The 17977-nt window shown below is 43.2% G+C and carries 15 protein-coding genes; 4 read left to right on the top strand and 11 right to left on the bottom strand.

Annotation, left to right across the window (positions count from 1 at the left end):
- Positions 1–95 precede the first annotated feature (95 nt).
- Positions 96–992, bottom strand: a complete 897-nt coding sequence (locus V1L65_RS09645) for a LysR family transcriptional regulator (protein WP_331698922.1) — start codon at positions 990–992, stop codon at positions 96–98.
- 101 nt (positions 993–1093) lie between these two features.
- Here V1L65_RS09645 and V1L65_RS09640 point away from each other — a divergent pair, with 101 nt between their 5' ends.
- Positions 1094–1273, top strand: a complete 180-nt coding sequence (locus tag V1L65_RS09640; RefSeq protein WP_331698921.1) for a hypothetical protein — start codon at positions 1094–1096, stop codon at positions 1271–1273.
- A gap of 36 nt (positions 1274–1309) precedes the next feature.
- Entirely contained in the window at positions 1310–1444 is a 135-nt protein-coding gene (locus V1L65_RS09635; RefSeq protein ID WP_331698920.1) for a hypothetical protein, read from the top strand.
- 136 nt (positions 1445–1580) lie between these two features.
- Here V1L65_RS09635 and V1L65_RS09630 read toward each other — a convergent pair whose 3' ends face one another.
- Complete coding sequence (locus tag V1L65_RS09630; protein WP_331698919.1) at positions 1581–2249, bottom strand: Gfo/Idh/MocA family protein; 669 nt, start codon at positions 2247–2249, stop codon at positions 1581–1583.
- A gap of 244 nt (positions 2250–2493) precedes the next feature.
- Here V1L65_RS09630 and V1L65_RS09625 point away from each other — a divergent pair, with 244 nt between their 5' ends.
- Positions 2494–3921, top strand: coding sequence for an extracellular solute-binding protein (locus V1L65_RS09625; RefSeq protein WP_331698918.1), 1428 nt, complete (start codon positions 2494–2496; stop codon positions 3919–3921).
- A gap of 390 nt (positions 3922–4311) precedes the next feature.
- Here the strand turns inward: V1L65_RS09625 and V1L65_RS09620 are convergent, their stop codons facing one another.
- The 4 genes from V1L65_RS09620 to V1L65_RS09605 form a co-directional block, all read right to left on the bottom strand.
- On the bottom strand, positions 4312–5445 hold the full coding sequence (locus V1L65_RS09620; protein WP_331698917.1) for an SGNH/GDSL hydrolase family protein: 1134 nt from the start codon (positions 5443–5445) through the stop codon (positions 4312–4314).
- Positions 5446–5536: 91 nt separating this feature from the next.
- Positions 5537–6193 carry a GAP family protein gene (locus tag V1L65_RS09615; protein ID WP_331698916.1) on the bottom strand — a complete coding sequence of 219 codons (657 nt, stop codon included), beginning with the start codon at positions 6191–6193 and terminating at the stop codon, positions 5537–5539.
- On the bottom strand, positions 6183–6959 hold the full coding sequence (locus tag V1L65_RS09610; RefSeq protein ID WP_331698915.1) for a MerR family transcriptional regulator: 777 nt from the start codon (positions 6957–6959) through the stop codon (positions 6183–6185). The genes V1L65_RS09615 and V1L65_RS09610 overlap by 11 nt, the downstream gene beginning before the upstream one ends.
- Before the next feature lie 28 nt (positions 6960–6987).
- Complete coding sequence (locus tag V1L65_RS09605; protein ID WP_331698914.1) at positions 6988–7134, bottom strand: hypothetical protein; 147 nt, start codon at positions 7132–7134, stop codon at positions 6988–6990.
- Between the two features lie 222 nt (positions 7135–7356).
- Here V1L65_RS09605 and V1L65_RS09600 point away from each other — a divergent pair, with 222 nt between their 5' ends.
- Complete coding sequence (locus V1L65_RS09600) at positions 7357–8019, top strand: DUF4097 family beta strand repeat-containing protein (RefSeq protein WP_331698913.1); 663 nt, start codon at positions 7357–7359, stop codon at positions 8017–8019.
- A gap of 53 nt (positions 8020–8072) precedes the next feature.
- Here V1L65_RS09600 and V1L65_RS09595 read toward each other — a convergent pair whose 3' ends face one another.
- The 5 genes from V1L65_RS09595 to V1L65_RS09575 all read right to left on the bottom strand — a co-directional run bounded on the left by V1L65_RS09595 (position 8073) and on the right by V1L65_RS09575 (position 17967).
- Positions 8073–10199, bottom strand: coding sequence for an alpha-galactosidase (locus V1L65_RS09595; protein WP_331698912.1), 2127 nt, complete (start codon positions 10197–10199; stop codon positions 8073–8075).
- A gap of 42 nt (positions 10200–10241) precedes the next feature.
- The gene (locus tag V1L65_RS09590) at positions 10242–11066 is read right to left on the bottom strand and encodes a carbohydrate ABC transporter permease (RefSeq protein ID WP_331698911.1); all 825 of its coding nucleotides are present in this window, start codon (positions 11064–11066) and stop codon (positions 10242–10244) included.
- Positions 11066–11938, bottom strand: a complete 873-nt coding sequence (locus tag V1L65_RS09585) for a carbohydrate ABC transporter permease (RefSeq protein WP_331698910.1) — start codon at positions 11936–11938, stop codon at positions 11066–11068. The genes V1L65_RS09590 and V1L65_RS09585 overlap by 1 nt, the downstream gene beginning before the upstream one ends.
- A 106-nt stretch (positions 11939–12044) precedes the next feature.
- Entirely contained in the window at positions 12045–13418 is a 1374-nt protein-coding gene (locus V1L65_RS09580; RefSeq protein ID WP_331698909.1) for an ABC transporter substrate-binding protein, read from the bottom strand.
- 214 nt (positions 13419–13632) lie between these two features.
- A complete protein-coding gene (locus V1L65_RS09575; RefSeq protein WP_331698908.1) occupies positions 13633–17967 on the bottom strand; it encodes an S-layer homology domain-containing protein in 4335 nt (1444 codons plus the stop codon).
- Between the last annotated feature and the right edge of the window lie 10 nt (positions 17968–17977).

Genomic DNA, 17977 nt, shown 5'->3' with positions numbered 1-17977 from the left:
CTCCTTTGACTTGGATTTATCCGCCTTATTATTCTCTTCAACCAAAGGAAAATATGCCTAGCAAAGAAACGGCAAGAATCGTACGCCTTGCTCGTTTACAATTTCTCGACACTCTCATGCAAATGAGATAAAAACTGTTTGGCAGCTGGCGAGAGATGTTTGTTACGGTGATAGACGTAACTGACACCTCGATTAAATTGGACACCTCGAATTGGAATCTTTATTAATAAACCATTTGCGACCTCTTGCTTGATGGCAAAGCTGGTAATGATGGAGATGCCAAGTTCATGGATTACGCCTTGCTTAATACCTTCTAAATTGCTAATCTCTAAATATTTAGGCGGATTAAAGCCATGCGCTGCAAATTGATTTTCTAAATAGGTTCGGGTTGCGGATTTATCAGGCTTGATAATAAATGTTTCATTGACCAAGTCCTCCAGATTGCAATCTTTCTTTGCCGCAATCGGGTGTGTTGGCGGGACGACAAGGACAAGCTCATCTTCATAAAAGGTTGTTCGCTCGAAGCGTGTTTCGTCGATTACAACGCGATCCGAAATTATTAAAAATTCAACCTTGTTAGATTCCAGCATCTGAATAAGATGGTTGGAAGATGTAATGTTCATGTTGATCCTGATGTCCGGAAAAGCTTTTGTATAGTTTCTCAGTATTGCAGGAACCACGTAAACACCGACAAAATTACTGGCTCCAAATGCCAATGTTCCGAATGAGAGATCTTCCAGCTGCTTAATGTGATCTCTTGAGGCATGAAGCAAATTGATCATTTGCTCTGCATAGGGCTTGAAGCATTCTCCTTGTTTAGTAAGGTATAATTTTTTTCCGATACGATCAAAAAGCGGTACCCCTAAATCCTCCTCAATGCTTTGAATTTGCATGCTGACTGAGGGCTGTGAGCAATAGAGACGCTCTGCAGCTTCGGTGAAATTGAGACATTCCGTAAGGGTGACAAAGGTGCGGAGCTTACTAATATTCATTAATTATTCCTCCTCAAGCCTATAAGCTAAGTTGATTAATTATAACAAAACGTTGGCGGGTTCGCCCTGTTCGCCCATTCAACAGGAGATTATCAAATGGGATGGTTCGGCTTCGAACTGAGTACAGAGCAAACGTTCCGCTTATTCGAGCAATGGTGCACGAGGTTACTGGTGTATTCGACAGCGGGACGATTCATCCCCCCGGTTACGCCGAGGTGTTTGCCCGTGAGCATCACATTCATCCACCGAACAGCCCGTCAAGCCATACAGCCAACGAATGAGTGCTCCCCCCTGCTCGGCAGATCGCTTAGCGGCAATTGCCGCCAAAGTTAAACGGCAGAACGGATGCCTTCGAGGCTGACTTTCGCGAATTTCGCAATGAATACAGCTCACCCGAAGCAAGAGCAATATTGCTGCAAGCGACGTTAAATAAATGGGGATTGGCGTCGTAATCCATAAAATCAACAAATTAATAGCTATTAATAAGAGACTGTAATTGTATCGCAGCATGTCTTTGCAGATGCGGCTAATGAAACGGTACTCGATGCGCTTTAAGCCTGTGCCATGCGTACCTGATGTGGCAGCCTATTATGCATTATGGGAAAACTTTTGGACATTATCAAACCGGAATACAGCAGCCACATTATCAACGACACCGCTTTTCTGGTAATAGTTCCCTCCCGCCGCATAGACTTCCACCGGATCACCACCTGCAACAAACCGTAGAATATCCGCGGAATGGCAGCCCTGGCTGATCACATTGCCACCGCCTTTAATAGGATCATTTGGCCAAATCTGATCTCCCCAGCGGTCATCCATCATCTGCATGGACACCATTACCGGCTGCGGTATGAGCTCCTTCGCTTTCCAAAGCAAATCGTAGTATCGCATCTTAAATGCAGTAAACAAGGTCTTGCCTGACTTCACCACCGCTTCGCCTATAGCTGTACATTGCTCCAACGTCATAGCCAGCGGCTTCTCCACAAGCACATGCTTGCCGGCTTCCAGTGCGCGAATACAATATTCGGCATGAGTATCGTGCATCGTCGTCACATAGATCGCGTCCAGAGACTCATCCTCAAATAATCGATTTGGATCGCTTGTCGCATACTCGCCTCCGAACTCCTCCAACATTCTGTGCGCATTCTGCTCAAATACATCGCAATATGCCGATAATTTCATTCCTTCCAGCTCTACAATACACGCTGCATGAATCCGTCCCAAATTTCCACATCCGATAATACCAGCTTTGATCATGGTGTGACCTCCAAATTTAAAAGTAAACTCACTATTCACTTGTTACAAACCCCACCCTCTTTCTGTACTTCACATCTACATTATATCTTCAACAATTTCATCTTATCACCTAAATTATTTTACTGTCAATTACTTCATAACTACTTTATGTCGTAGTTGACAATGCGGCTAGTATTAGCCTTTAGTTTATGATATGTTATACTACAAAAGTAGATATGAAGTAATGTTTGAAAGAGGAGACGGTATGGAAGACAGACCAAGTCGGAAGCAATTTAAAGCTCGTTTAGAGCTAATGGTGCGCGAGCTCCGCAAAGATATTCTGAGCGGCAAATATTTGCCGGGAACGCCACTTCCCTCAGAGGTTGTTTTGGTTGAACAATATGCGCTAAGCAACAACTCCGTCCGCAAAGGGCTGGATCTGCTCGTTCAAGAAGGGCTTATTATTAAGAAGCACCGGATCGGCAGCATCGTTGCCTATCCTCAGCAGTCCAAAATCACGATCACGCTGGGCTGCAGTCCGTCAATCGAGCGCGACATCTCGTTATCCCGCATACTAGAGATGTTTCACAAGGCGCATCCGGCCATTCAAGTCAATGCCGTCACGATTACGAGTCCCGATTCCTTCAATTATTTGAAGACCGCTCAAACCTATCTCGAGCATGGGATAATCGATGTGATGACAATTAACAATATCAATTTCCAGGAAATTAGCGAGCATGATTGCACGCACTTGTTTGAACCGTTAATGCCACAGATAAATTTGTATCCTTTTCTGAACGAAACCTTCACTTACGAAGAGCAACTTTTTGTTCAACCGCTTGCCTTCTCGCCTACTGTACTGGCTTTCAATAAATCGCATTTCCGTGAAGCTGGCCTATTGGAGCCGGATAGCAGTTGGACATGGGATCATCTAATCAGAATGGCTAAGAAGCTCACTTCTGAAGATCGTCACGCCCTATTCTTCCATGTTCTCTCAGAAAACCGCTGGCCGGTTTTTTTGCTGCAAAGCGGGATTTCAATGGCAGATAGCGCATCAGGCAACAAAGCGTTCACCAACCCAGAGCTGCTTGACAGCATTCAGCTTATGCGACAGCTTATTAATGATCGTGACGTGTTTGCCCCCTACTTATCCAGTCATAGCAACGATGCCGAGAAATTAATGCGGCAAGGAAAAATATCGATGACCGTTCAAAACTATTTCAGTATGAATGAGTTCAAAAATACGGATATAGAATATGACATCTCGCCTTTACCTTTTATGCATACGCCAACTACATTAACGCACATTATCGGAATGGGCGTTAACCGTAAATCTGCTGTAAAAGACGCTGCGAAAATACTAGTACGCTATTTCGCATCTGAACAAGCCCAACAAGCGATTCGTGATCTTACGCTGAGCATACCTGGGGTAAAGCCAATTGCTGAGACGGCTCCCTCTTCCAACAGCAGGCTGAATCGTCCGGCGAGCTATTCCCTATTCAAAGAAATCATTCCGACATTCCGCACCCATCGCGATCTTGGGTTAACGGTTCGCGGTTTTAAAAAGATGGGTGAAATTTTGAAGCTGTTCTTGTCTGGGATGCTGGATAAGCCTGCACTCTGCCGCATGATGGAAGAAGAATTGCAAGGGGAAATAATTTCAGATTCTTCTCTCAAGAGGTTAAGTCGCTAATAATGGAGACAAAGCCGAGCGATAATCAGTAGAAAATCCTGAATCATTCGGCGTGACGGCATTCTGGAGTGTTGAGAATGGTTATCCGCTAATGATGTTGTTTTTGGAGTATTGTAACGAATCCTGGGAGACTGTCGATTCAATGTGTGCAACTATTGATAAGCAATGAGAAAAGGGAAACGGAGAGCAAGATTGGGAATGGAGAAGCGGCAGCGTCCGCCTTTGTAGGCCAATTTTATCCTTTACAGGGGTTATTTCATCAAAAAAATGGGACTACAACAGCGGTCGGAATCCCAATTTTGATCGTAGTGGCACCCCTTTCTATTGCTTGTTGCAACTATCCACAATTAATCGACAGTCTCCCTGGGGGCGCTATTTCGCAGGCTTCGACTACTCAAGAATGAAGCCTTTAAAGTCGACCTTCGATGATGATCCAGTAAATACTTCCAGGTGATATAAGCCTAAATCCAACTGATCGAGGATCGTTTCACCACCGTTCAAGCTTCGGATCTCACCATTGATTTTGACGTAAGTATCGGACGAGCTTCCTGTATATGCCTTCAGCTCGAGTTTTCGCTTAGCGTTAACGAACACCCAAGCGGACATGATGAGAATGTCCAAAGTGTCAGCCTTCGTATAGTCGACATAAACTTTGAAACCGTCCGAGGAAACATCGGGCAGCGACAACCAGTCGTCGGGTACGCTGTCTTTGATTTTTTGACTGGAATAATCGATTTTCGTATAACCGTCTACTACGATTGTACGGGGGCAAAGACAGGAGAAAAGTGCTCCTGCTTCGTACTGATGGCCGATGTCTCCAAAGTGCAGTTGATCCGAAATAATTCGCTTCGTGCTGACCGAGGAATACAAGAGGAACTTTTCCGTATAAATGTTCATGTCAACGAGCTGAAGCCTGTACGCTTCCGCCAGCTCTCTCTTCACCTCATTGGCTATGCACGCGATATGTTCACTTGTTCTCATCGGGTAGTCGTTAGTATATAAAGTTTTTACCCCCGGTTCGACGATCGCTTGGGTCGTTAGTAGAAATGGTTGGATTCCCTTGGCGTAACACCAATCAATAATTTGTTTGACTGCCGTTTTGAAGCCGTCCCGATAAGCTTTTTCGTTCGGATAGAGCAACCGATCGTTTATCCCGAAACCGATTCCGATCATTCGTACATCTTGATAAGCTGAGGAGCCACCAAACTGCTCCTCCAGAATTGTTGCCGCCCAGCTTGCATTCTTTCCGCTAAAACCCGAGTTATAAATGCGCAAAACTTCGTTGTTTGTCGCTTGACGAAGCAATTCCTCCAATTTTTTCGAAAAAGCGTTCGGCGAAGTGCCGTCTATTCCAATCGTATTGGCGACCCAATCCGTCGTATTCACTCCGTCCACCGTACTATCCCCGAAAAAAGCAACTGGGAACTTGTTTCCTTGTAACCATTGTGTCCATGCATCGTTAAATGTACAAATTTTTTGTGGTACTCGTAAATCTGCTGATTCCATTGCTGGGTAAGTGTCCAATGCTGCACCTCCAATATTAGTACTTTCCTTAATTTATTTTGCTACTTTTTATATTCACCTTTAAAAATATCCCCCCTCCCCTTGTTATTATTTACAAGTAGTCCAAGCTTTGAAAAATCAAAATCAACCCTACAATGCACATGATCCAAGAAGCAGCTGAGCCTGAGTGCTTCAACAGCTTCATTTGAAGCTTTTCCAGTGGTCTGTGCATCAATCCTCTCAATAATAAATGAAGTAAAAATAAAATCAATGGCGGCAGCACCATCATAAAATTATAACCGGCTAAAATAGGGAGCCACTGATATGCTTTTAAATCTGAGGTTGTCATGAGACCAATAGCAGCGAAATATGGGAACGCCATACCTACTTCGATTAATGATGTCGTGAAGCCGAGGGCAACCATCGACATTTTACTTTTGGACTTAGGCCTCGGCAAATCCGACTTTTTGCTCTTAGGGTAATAAAAGCTGGCTATGAACAGTCCTCCGCCAGTTATCAGCATAATCCAGCTTACAACCCTATTTTGAAGAATAGTAGAAAAAGCAGTCATGACAGCATCCAAGCCTAACATCACAAAAATGCCTGCCAAAAAATAAAATACTGCAACTGATAATAAATATATCATTAAGCGTGAGCTTAAACGCTCTTTTTCAGTTAACAGCAGGTATACCGTGACCCCCAAAGTGGCAGGACTTAGCATGTCTAATAGAGCTAATCCCCCTATCATAAGAAGCAGTTCAACGCTCACAATATTCCTCCTTGCTGGCAGATGAATTCATAATAGATATGTGGATTTCATATGCTCGTTCCATATAATCCAAAACTTCTTTTTCTATCGGATAAAGTCCAAGCTTTTCAGATTGGCTTTCAGACTTTCTTATAGCCCACAGCTTATCAACAAACTCATCTTCCCCTTTGAACTCCTCTTTTTGTTTTTCAAGCATTCGGCGTATTATGTTTTGCACTTTTGTTGAGGCAGGATCATCCGTCATATGTCGTTTAATTTGGCCTAACAAAGCAATCCACTCCATAGAATCAGGATCTTCACCCTTCATTTTTGGCAACCTTGACCACAATTCAAGCTCATTGTTATTAAACATGCTCTCTCTAAAAGTCTGCAATCTTGTTTTATTTTGATTCGATAACTGGATGAGGTTCTGTATGGCAAGATGGTCGTCTCCGCCTTCTACTGCAATACTATTGATCAATTCACGCAGAGATGATTCCATACTCTTTAATCTTTCTTGTTCTTCAATGATATAATCGAGTTGACTTTTTAAACTAATCGACCAATTCCATTTAGAATCAGACAACATAGATTTAATATCTTGCAAACTGTAACCCATTCCTTTTAAAAAATGAATCTGTTGAAGCTTTTTCATATCCTCATCCGAATATAGCCGATGCCCCCCTTCTGTTTTGGAAGTGGCTGTCAATAAACCGATTTGATCATAATACCTTAATGTTCTTACAGTGATTTTAGTCTGCTTCGCAACTTCTTTTATATGAATCAAGCACATGCACCTCGCGGTTAAATTATTATTACTCTTTGTCTTTATATAATCTAAGTTTAATTAGGTATCCCAAACCTAGTCCAACTAATACTCCGGGCAGCGCTTGATCAATTATAAGCCCAATCCCAGCACCTATAATAACACATGCATAAATAACAATATCTTCTTGCTTCATATTTTCTAACATCCTCTCGTTGCCATTTCTTCTCCCTGTCTTAAAGGACTCACTCATGGAGAGTTTTAATATTGGATTCATTATACAAAATGACGTAACGTCACTTTCAAGTGCTAATTATTTTGTTAAATTGTTCTTTTAGTAAAGTTCAATAAATTTACCTTGATAGTGACGCTGCGTAATCTAATATAATTGCTGTCACAATTATGAAGAGGTGATGAAATGAAAATATACTTTACTTGTCTGATTTTAACAGGAATTCTTTTTTTAAGTGCCTGTGCTAATGAAGAACAAGAAGAAATACATGCTGTAGCACTTAAAGAAGTAGAAAACATCCATATTGACCATGGCAGTACAACATTAAAAGTAGAATCAGCAGATATTGAGTCCGTTGAAGTTGGCTTGCTCTACAACAATAATGGATCGGGTATTGTGATTAATGAAGGAAAACAATACATCAAAATTCGGCTGAAAGGTGATATCAGACGCCTATTAAATATCGGTAAAATGCCTGAGCTGCTCATTCGAATTCCTGCTAGTTATACAGGGAATATAACGATTGACGGATCTTCTGGCAATGTAAATATAAAAAATATGAACGAACAAAAACTCGATATTAAAGGCAGCAGCGGAAATGTAGCGCTAGAATATGCACATATAAACAATGACATTCATGTTTCTGTCAAAAGCGGCAACGTTCTATTAAAACTGAATGACAAGAACTCTAATGCATACTGGCTGTTGAAATCAGGCAGCGGAAGACGATCTGTAGCTATTCCTTTAGAAAATATTCAGCGTAGTAACAGGAAGACAGAGGGGCAAACGGGGGATGGTTCAGTTAAAGTGCAAATCCATACAACCTCCGGGAATATAACGATTAAATAAATTATACAGAAAGTCCCGGTGACAAAATATCACCGGGACTGCTTTCTACTTTTCTACACATTAATTGCAAGAATACGAATCAATACACTATCAAAATCGCCGCCTAATGCAAGCGGGACGCCAATATTCATCAGTCCGCTTCCGCTCATAACGAACGGATCGCTCGCCTCCACCCGGTATGTCTGATCAGGCTGCAGCCCTTGCAGACGAAGCCGCGGCTGAAAGTTCCCGAATTGCTGGGCATGTAAAAACGCGAACACGACAGCTTCACTTGCATCATCATTGACATATTGAACGGCTGTCGTCGATCCTGTTCGCGGCGACAGCAAGCGATACTGCTTGCCTTGTTGAATCACTGGACGCAGCTGTTTATAAAGAGCTATCCATTCCTTCGCCTCAGAAAGCTCGGCATCTGACCACTTATTCAAATTGCCGCCAATGCCAAGCGAGCCCATCATTGCGGCATGAAAACGATATTTCAACGATACGCTGCGTTTATTGGCATGACCAGGAGAATCCGTTACCCAGCACATCATAGATTGAGCCGAATAGGTATAGGAGAAGCCCTCTTGTATTTTCAAACGATCAAATGCGTCGGTATTATCGCTAACCCATGCTTGATCGGCATAGCGCAGCATGCCGAAGTCGACTCTGCCGCCGCCGCTGGAGCAGGCTTCAAATGTAACCTCTGGAAACCTAGCTCTTAGCTCATCCCAAATCTCGTATAAATGCTGTACATGTCTAACCCAAAACTCGCGCTGCTCTGTCTCTGGAACATGCAGCCCGCCTGGCTCGCTAATGGCGCGGTTCATATCCCATTTCACGAATTTGATATTATTTTCGGATAACAGCTTCGTCATAAAATCGAGAATAAACGCCTTTACTTCCGGCTTGGATAAGTTAAGCACGAGCTGATTTCTAGCCAATGAGCTTTCCCGATTCGGAAAATGATAAATCCAATCCGGATGAATGCGATAAAGATCGCTGTCCGGATTGACCATCTCCGGCTCCACCCATATGCCAAAGTCCATCCCTAGCGCATTTATGCTTTTAATTAATTCCCCTAAGCCATTTGGAAACTTCTCCGTATTAATATGCCAATCGCCAAGACCAGCCTTGTCATGATTTCTTTTTCCGAACCAGCCGTCATCGATAACGAATAGCTCGACGCCCATAGCCGCCGCTTTTTGCGCAAGCAAAATTTGCTCGCTAATATCAATTTTAAATTCAGTAGCTTCCCATGAATTATAAAGAATCTTCCTATACTTCGACCGTTCGTTCACAGGCATAATATATTGCAGCTGATAACCGTGCAGCCTTCTGCTCATGCCTCCAAAGCCTTCGCCCGAATAGCCGCCGATAAATAGAGGCGTTTCGAACGTCTCGCCCGCCTTTAAGCTCCATTCAAAATCGAAATCGTTAATGCCGCCCGCTACTCTTACGTTGCCGAACGCTGTTTTTTCAGCTGTTATTTTCCAATTCCCGCTCCACGCAAGCGCTCCGAACCAGACAGCTCCTGTTCCCTCATCTGCGGACCCGTCATCCATTGCAAACCAGGGGTTGGCATGATGGCTTGTAATACCGCGCCGGCTTTCGATTATTTTTTTCCCTTCATGAATAATACTCGTTTTAACTTGATTCTCTTCTTGCCATTTGCCCGCAACATAAGTCATTCTGCTTTCTTTCATCGCCGGAATAGACCATACCGCTGACTGCGCAATTTCAAGCTGGATAGGATCTGCTCCATGATTGATCAAGCTTGCTTGGCGTTCAATCAGATCATAACCGGATATAACGGAATAAGTCAGTTTAACCTCCAATGGATAATACGCATCTTGCAGATGAATAACGAGTATATCGCGATCATCCAATTTCCAAAGATCATAGCTTTTATACTGCAGCTTCAGATCCCTTACCCCGTCGTGAAACTTTACTTTAAGTGCAGGTTCGGTAAAGCTTAGTTCGCCCCAAGGGCTATACTCTTCTTTTTCCCGCTCTACCTCCGCGTCAAAATGAGAATGATAATAAGGCTGCAGCAATTGCGCCAAATCGTCTATTTTCACTTTGTTTCCCCAATGAATATGCAATAAGCGGTCCTGAGCATCCACTCCAAAACCGTAGCACATATTACCCGATGACAGTAAAAATAAGTTCTGCTCAGTATTTACTTGAATAGGCACAATACTTCTCCCTCTCTGTTTCCTTCAAATATTTCTATAGCGTTAACCTTTAACCGCGCCTGCCGTCATGCCTGAAATAATATATTTTTGTCCTATCGCATACACAACAATAATAGGGAGCAGATTTAAAATCATAGCCGCAGACACCAAATTCCAGGAGCTGATATAGGTGCTGAAATAATTGTACATCACCATAATCATTCCCCATTTGTCTGAGGAATTAAGAAAATAAAGCGGGATAATAAAATCATTCCAGCAGTTCAAAAAGTTAATAATGATCGCCGTAACCGTGACGGGCTTCAGCAATGGAAATATAACTTGAAAAAACAATCTTCCGCCGCCGCAGCCATCGATCACAGCAGATTCATCAAGCTCCTTCGGTATGCTGCCGATAAAGCCAAAATATAAAAACACTGTAAAAGGTATAAATATCGCAGAATAAAGCAAATAAGCACCTGTATACGTATTAATAATGTTCAGCATTTGCATAACCTTCATCGTAGTCACATAATTCATCGGAGCAACAAGCCCGAGCAAAAAGATGGAATAGATGACCATGTTAAATCGTGACCGGTTCCGAGAAATAACGAACGCAGCCATAGACGATACAACGAGCGTTATGAGAGAAGCAGCCGTCGATAAAAACAAGCTGTTTAAGAAAGACGAGTATATCCGTTTGTCCTTTAATACTTCCAGGTAATTGCTGAATAAAAATTCAGATGGAAGCGACAGGCTCATCGTTGCAGCTTCTGTGACGGATTTAACCGAATTCAACAACACCATCAAAAAAGGAACGATGATGACAAGGCTCAGCAACCATGCGAATGCTTCCTTAGAGATGTTTACCAATCGTTTGCGCTTAACCATTATCGATCCGTTTCCTTTCTTGTAAATATCATAATAATGCCAATTGAAATAATGGCCAGGAAAATAAACATAATAACACCCAAAGCTGTACTGTATCCATAATTACCCATAGAAAATTGATTGAATATCGTAATATTAATAACTTCGGAAGATCTTCCTGGTCCGCCATTCGTCAAGGCGAAGATAACGTCGAACACTTTTAATCCCGAAATGACACTTAATAATGTATTAATTAAAATAGAAGGCGCGATTGAAGGAATAATTACTTTTGTGAGCTTATTCCAATAGTTGGCCCCGTCCATATCGCTCGCTTCAATTGTTTCCTTCGATACCGTTTGCAGTCCAGCCAAGAAAATAATCATGACAAAGCCGGCTGCCTTCCATACTTCAACACCGATAGTCGACCACATCACCCATTTCGGATCCTCCAGCCACGCTTGCGTCAAGGAGCTTAATCCAATAAATTCAAGCGCGTGGTTCAATATTCCATTAGTTGGATGCAGCACTTGTTGAAACATTAAACCAACAATTAAATTTGAAATAATAATCGGCAAAAAATAAATCGTGCGTAAAAGCCCTTTTGTTTTAATTCCTTCGTTAAGCATTAAAGCTAATCCCAAACCAATAGCAACCTTCAGGATCGTTGTGAAAAATGCGTACATTAGTGTGTTTTTAATAAATAAAAAGCTGCCGCTGTCATTAAAAATTTCTTTAAAATTTTCTAAACCGATAAATTTAACATTATCGCTCATTGAATTCCAGTTCGTTAAGGAATAATAGAAGCCCATAAAGCTTGGAAGCAAAAATAACAGAAAAAATATAATTAGAGCGGGCAAAATAAACTTTTTGGAATATATTTTATTTACGTACATAGCGTTACCTCATTTATGAATTTCTCATACGAGAGTTGCAACAAATTGTTGAAAATGGCTGGCGGGACGTACCTTGAAGTAATCGTCCAGCCAGCCATCAAAGCCATTACTGGTTTTGAGCGTCAAACAGCTTTTTACGATCGTTGTCAATCGCTTCTAGCACCTGGATCGGGGTCTTGCTGCCGAGCATCAGCTCTTGAATATACTTGCCGATAATGGTGTTATCCCAGTAAAGCAGGCCATATTCCATATCCAGCCCTTGGCCGCCCGGCGCGTTTTCAAGGATCGTTTTGCCAGCTTGCGACGGCTTGCCCGCTACATCCGTGAACGAAGGATTAGACTGCAAATCAGGACGGCCGTCATAGAACGTATTCAGGTTTTCCGGCTTTGCCATAAAGTCAAAAAACTGCTTCACGCTGTCCAAGTTTTTGGAATCTTTGTAAGCTACGCGCATATTGCCGCCTGCTGAATGCGAATACATATCATTGCCTGCCAGCGGGATCGGGAACATTTCCCATTCATTTGCTTTTGAATCCGCATATTTTTCAGCAACCTCACCTTGATAAGACTGATACATCATAATCATGGCCGATTTGCCTGTGCCCATTGCCTCATAGCTGGAATCCCAAGCATTGGACAAAGAATTTTTACCGAAGTAGCCTTTGTCATACAGTGTTTTGAACTCCGCCAAAAATGACTCAAACTCTTTTACATCCGCAAATTTCATCTCTTGATTGTTCAGCTTGTCGTACAAGCCCGGGTTAGCTTCTGCAGCCTTTGGACCGAATTGCGAGAACCAGATCGCCCAATACCAGGCTTCCTTGCCAACCATATAAAGCGGTGTTTCAATGCCGGCTGCTTTCAATGCATCTGCAACCTGCATCAGCTCTTCCATTGTTTTTGGAACCTGCAAGTCATGCTTCGCAAACAGCTCTTTGTTGTACAAAATGCCCCATCCATCTACGTTCCACGTCATGAAGCCGCTAATTTTATCGTTGATCGTCGTGCCTGCCTTGGCATAAGGCGCATAGCGCGATACCCATTCTTCATTGGACAAATCGGCAAAGTATTTTTCCGGCAAATATTTATGTGCTCCTGAGCCTGCACCGACCATGAATATATCCGGCACTTCGCCGGAAGTCATTTTGGTTTTCAAAACGTTGGCGTACTGATCATCGGGCACCACCTGCAAATCGACTTTAATGCCCGTTTCTTTTGTAAAGGCTTCTATTAATTCCGAATCTACCTTTGATCCTTTATTCACCCAGTTTTGCGAGGCGACAAAGGTCAGCGTTACATTTTTCTTCTCTTCACCGTTATTTGTCGCCGCAGGCGTTTCCGAATTGCTTGATGAGCCTGGATTATTGCTTGGGCTATTGCTTGGATTATTGCCTGTTTTTGATCCGCACGCCGCCAGAACAACAACCAGGCAAAGCATAAGCAGACTGATGATCCATCCTCTTGATCCCATTTTTTTCATTTCTGAACCTCCCGTTAGTCATTGATCTGATCTCATTCCTACAAATAAATTGTAATCCCTTTCAAATCGGTATTGAATATCGATTACTGACATAAAACTGTGGATATTATTGACCTCTTGCATTTCTGCTTTCATTAAGCAAACCTATTTTCAAAAAAATAGACTTCCCGTCATGTTCAAACTGAACATCTGGGAAATCTATTTTTTATTTCGCTTATTCTGTTAATGCCATTGCAATTATACGATACAGCATAACAGCAGTCTCAGCACGTGATGCTGTTTTCTTTGGCAGCAGTTGATTATTATTTCCAGTAACCAAATTTAAATGAACTAGCGTTGCTATACTAGTTTTCGCATAGCCTGCCACTTGCCCGCTATCTTTGAATGAATCTAGCAGGGCCTGCTTCGCTGCTTCATCATTAAGCTTTGTAAGACGCAGCACACGATCCAGAATTACAAAGAGCTCCTCACGCGTAACTTCTGCCTCAGGTCTGAATTCGACAGACGAAACTCCTTGAATAATCCCTAATCGCTTGGCGATAGCTACTTCGTTATAGTAATATGCCGATTCGCTGACATCAGCGAAATTGGAATCCGCCTCTGCTGTCAATTGGAACATACGCACTAGCATCATAACGAGGTCAGCACGCTTCAAGCCTTTCTGAGGGGCAAATTGTTCAGAGCCTATTCCATGCAGCACGCCTCGAGCCGCAAGAGCCTCAATTGCTTCCTCAGCCCATTCATATTTTAATATATCTTTAAATTTCTTCTCTGAATATACAACTTCATATTCGTATTCAGCTGAACCTTTCACCTTTACAATTCCAGTCTTGGCATCATAATGGCTAAAAACAACGGCTGTTCTCGTTCCATCTTTACCTACTTTTACAACGGAAACGGATCCTGGCACTTCAAGCTGTCCAGCCGTCGGCTTGAATAAAAGCTCAATAATTCCCTCTTTCGCTTCTGGTTCTGGTTCTGGTTCTGGCTTAGGTTCTGGATCCACTGGCGTCACTACAGGACCAGTCCACCCTCCTCCGCTTTTCGGTTTGACTGTCACATTGGCTATTGCTTTTATAGCTGTCCCTTCAACTGTTCCGCTTACTGTAAAAGCCCCTTCTGCTTCATAGTCGCTAGGCTGGATCGCCTCCCATACTACAGCGGCATTCGCAGTACTTCCATCCGAATAAGTGACAACAACGCTTGACGGCAGAACCGGTGCTGTTCCTTTAGTCGTTTCTACGTTTACAGCAGCTATTTTTTCTATTTGGGCAATGCCTGGCACAAGCACTTCAAATTCAACAGTTTCCGCTTTACTGTTATCATATTGGCGTGTTACCTCAAGCACTACTTTCACCATTGTATCCTCTTTAGGAGCAATAATTGCTCCGTCCGGCTGAATGATATCTTCATGATCGGAGTACTTCACAGCAATCGTAAAACCAAATGGCATATCAGGAAGCGTTAGCACCTTGTCTTGTTTGGCAGGAGCTTGAATCGCGTCCACTTCGTCTGCAATCGTATAAGGACTGATGGATTGTACAACGATAGCGCCCATATCCGGTGCATAGCCATCTGGATTATACAGTTCGACTCGATTCATGCCTTCCTTCATCGGCACTCTAATCTTCTTTCTCTGGACATCCTGCCAACTGGAGCCTGTTAACGATACGGCTATGCCTTCTCCGTCATTTGCCCGAACAAATACGGTTCTTGGCTGAGCAGTTGCGTATTCTAACGTAAGCTCATATAAGCTGTCACCCGGCAGCATTATATTTGTAAAAGCGGCAATATTGTCGTTTCCTTGCTCGCCGCCTACATATCCAAGAGCATAGCCTGTCATATAAAATGTATCTTCCTTAAGTCGCGCTTGGCCAGACAGGACAGCATCTTTCGGGCTATACACCTGTTCTATATTTTTAACGCTTCCTTCTGGCACAGTAACGGCAATTGGCGCAGTATAAGCGATCGCTCCGTCTGAAAGACGTTTAACCTGGAGCACAATCATTACTGTTGTATCTGCCATTGGAGGAGCTATTCTTCCATTTAAATCAATGACATTCAGCTGATCCGACTTTGCCATCTCTACTTTATACCCTTCTGGAACCGTTGGCCATTTAAGTTTCTGAACATCTCTTTCAATCGTCGGTACAGAAGTTATACTGGCTGCAAGCTCTTGCAGCGGATCGAGGACTACTGGTGCATCTGCCGGTGTCAAATAGAACGCCTGCCCTGGCAGCAAAGATAGACGAATTTCTCCATCCACGATAGCCGCGTCCTGTTGGATAAGACGTGGCAGCCCCATTCCGATTTCAAATATATGCACGCGCTCAACATCCGACCATTCCAACGGCAGCTTCCAGCTTCTTTCTGTGTACCCAGATTCGCTGAATGCGATAATTTCACGCGTTTCCTTCTTCCACAATGCTGGAACAAATACGTCTGTGCCATCAACTAATAACACTTCGCCTTGCTTAATTATGGGCTTGTCATTTACTTTAGAACTAGTCACTCCACCTGAGAACGCAATGGTATTGGTAGCACTGTCATAAGAAAGCCGGTCAAATTGATTCAAATATTGCCATGGCAGCGTCGTTTGACTGAACTCCTGCAAAAAGCCGGTCAAATGCGTTTTATCCTTCATCACAATATCTTCACCATGCATACTGACGCCTAATAGATCATGGCCTCCTCTACCCCCGACCGCAACCTGCGCAGGCAATTCCATCTGGCTTTCAAGCGAGCGCCAGTCTGCCCACCACGCCATCGGCTGTATGCCATAAAGCGGATCTTCGCGATAAAGCTGGAAATATTCGCTAGTAAAATCTATCCCTTGGTCACGCCAATAGCGAATAATTTTTTTCTGTGTTTCCGTGTCTTGACGGAAGGTTGTTTGATGATATGGGGAAGAATAGTCATCAGGATTCGGCTCACTAGGAATATAGTTAGTTACGAATGCATCGATATGAATAGTACCTCCACGCTTTAGTTGAGGAAGCATCTCCAACAAATCATCGATATTTCTTTTCAACACGCCCGATTCCCATGCACGCGTTAGGTTAATGCGGTAGCTTTGACCGCTCACCCATAGCCCGCCTTTAATCAACTCGCCATGCTCATCCTTGCGGATTAAATCCTTCTCTATGAATTCATCCCATTGCGGGCTGTTCTCATAGGCGTCTGTCATATTAATATGGAGGCTCACGGTTGTGTTGTATTTTACAGCTTCATCCATTAACCATTTAAGGCTGTCGAGCGCCGTCGCGTCCTGTTCTCGTTTAAGCTTCGGATTGACTAAATTCCAATCCGGATATTTAGAATCGTGGCCATCATGCTGCCATCCAACCAAATATACGATTTTCGGAATATTACGCGTCATGTTATCCATTTTTTTAATCGCATCGAGTGCCTCTTCTAAATTGAGGTCAACCTGTCCGTTTTTACCCAAAAACAGCTTCATCGTTAAGGTTTGTGTATAATCCCTAATATATGGTCTTGCCGGCTCAGGCTTGATCGTAAATTTCATCTTGTCTATAAAAGTTTCGCCTTCGCGAGATACTGTAACATTAACCTCAATATCTCCAATATCATAAGTGCCAGCCCTGGCCTTTCCGTTCTCCCCGATCACGAAAAGCTTGCTTGGCGCTTCAAATTTCACCGTAGACAATGCATCAGTCAATAAATCAATGGTGTTGCCATCTTCCAGCGTGCCTGTTACTATAAGCTGCGTCTCGCCATCCAAAGGCAGCACATCTTCACTTGCAGATAATGCTATTGAAGCTAGAGGGTTGTCACTCTTAGCTATGAAAGCAACCGTGTGAGTAGTCGTCATGCCATCGAAAGTGACATGAATTTTCGCTTCCCCAGGAAGTGTTGCTGCCTGCTCATAAGTCATTTCTGCTCCCTTGTCCTTAGCCCAATCTGCCAAAATAGCCGATAGTTGCGGGGCCACCGAAGTGCCTTTAGGCAATACAATTAGGTTGGAAGTTTTAAACAGATCATAGTCAGCCGCGGCCAGGTTATCAAGCAGCACTTCAGACAGCTGATTGAGGGATGTGCTCACAAGTTCAACATCTTCAACATTCAGCCAACCGTCAGGCCCGCTCTTAAAAACGATCTCAACCTCTTCCCCTTTTTTAAAAGCGAGGTCAGGCAGCTCCACTAAAGTATACGTATTGCTGTATGCGCTAAACGGAAATGATTTGTCCTTAATTGTCATGGAGCCGCCTGCAGCCCAATTGGACGCATAGGCGGAAAGTTTATATACGCCCGTCTCGGGTATCGTCACCTTTTGCGAAATAGTATGAGTGGTACCTGGATTAATCCAAGCATTCGTGCTGCCAGTACGCGGATTATTAGTAGCAATGCCAGCGGATTGTTCCGGTTCAAAACTCCAATGAGCCTCTCCATCTTCAAAGCCCGGATTCAAAACTAGATTAGATGAACCCGCTGCTTCCGCCTGAGCTTTCCCGGCTGTTAATGTACTTAGCAAAGTAGTAAATACAAGGCATAACATCGTTATTACAGCTATACTTCTTTTAATAGACATGTTGGCCTCC

The sequence above is a fragment of the Paenibacillus sp. IITD108 genome (assembly GCF_036541265.1).
GTDB lineage: Bacteria > Bacillota > Bacilli > Paenibacillales > Paenibacillaceae > Pristimantibacillus.
The sequence above is the reverse complement of the archived record's forward strand: the minus strand, read 5'-3'. Positions and strand labels throughout refer to the sequence as shown.

Coding starts and splice junctions, on each gene's coding strand:
- V1L65_RS09645 (WP_331698922.1), bottom strand. CDS start 992: ATGAATATTAGTAAGCTCCGCACCTTTGTCACCCTTACGGAATGTCTC.
- V1L65_RS09640 (WP_331698921.1), top strand. CDS start 1,094: ATGGTTCGGCTTCGAACTGAGTACAGAGCAAACGTTCCGCTTATTCGA.
- V1L65_RS09630 (WP_331698919.1), bottom strand. CDS start 2,249: ATGATCAAAGCTGGTATTATCGGATGTGGAAATTTGGGACGGATTCAT.
- V1L65_RS09625 (WP_331698918.1), top strand. CDS start 2,494: ATGGAAGACAGACCAAGTCGGAAGCAATTTAAAGCTCGTTTAGAGCTA.
- V1L65_RS09605 (WP_331698914.1), bottom strand. CDS start 7,134: ATGAAGCAAGAAGATATTGTTATTTATGCATGTGTTATTATAGGTGCT.
- V1L65_RS09600 (WP_331698913.1), top strand. CDS start 7,357: ATGAAAATATACTTTACTTGTCTGATTTTAACAGGAATTCTTTTTTTA.
- V1L65_RS09590 (WP_331698911.1), bottom strand. CDS start 11,066: ATGGTTAAGCGCAAACGATTGGTAAACATCTCTAAGGAAGCATTCGCA.
- V1L65_RS09585 (WP_331698910.1), bottom strand. CDS start 11,938: ATGTACGTAAATAAAATATATTCCAAAAAGTTTATTTTGCCCGCTCTA.
- V1L65_RS09580 (WP_331698909.1), bottom strand. CDS start 13,418: ATGAAAAAAATGGGATCAAGAGGATGGATCATCAGTCTGCTTATGCTT.
- V1L65_RS09575 (WP_331698908.1), bottom strand. CDS start 17,967: ATGTCTATTAAAAGAAGTATAGCTGTAATAACGATGTTATGCCTTGTA.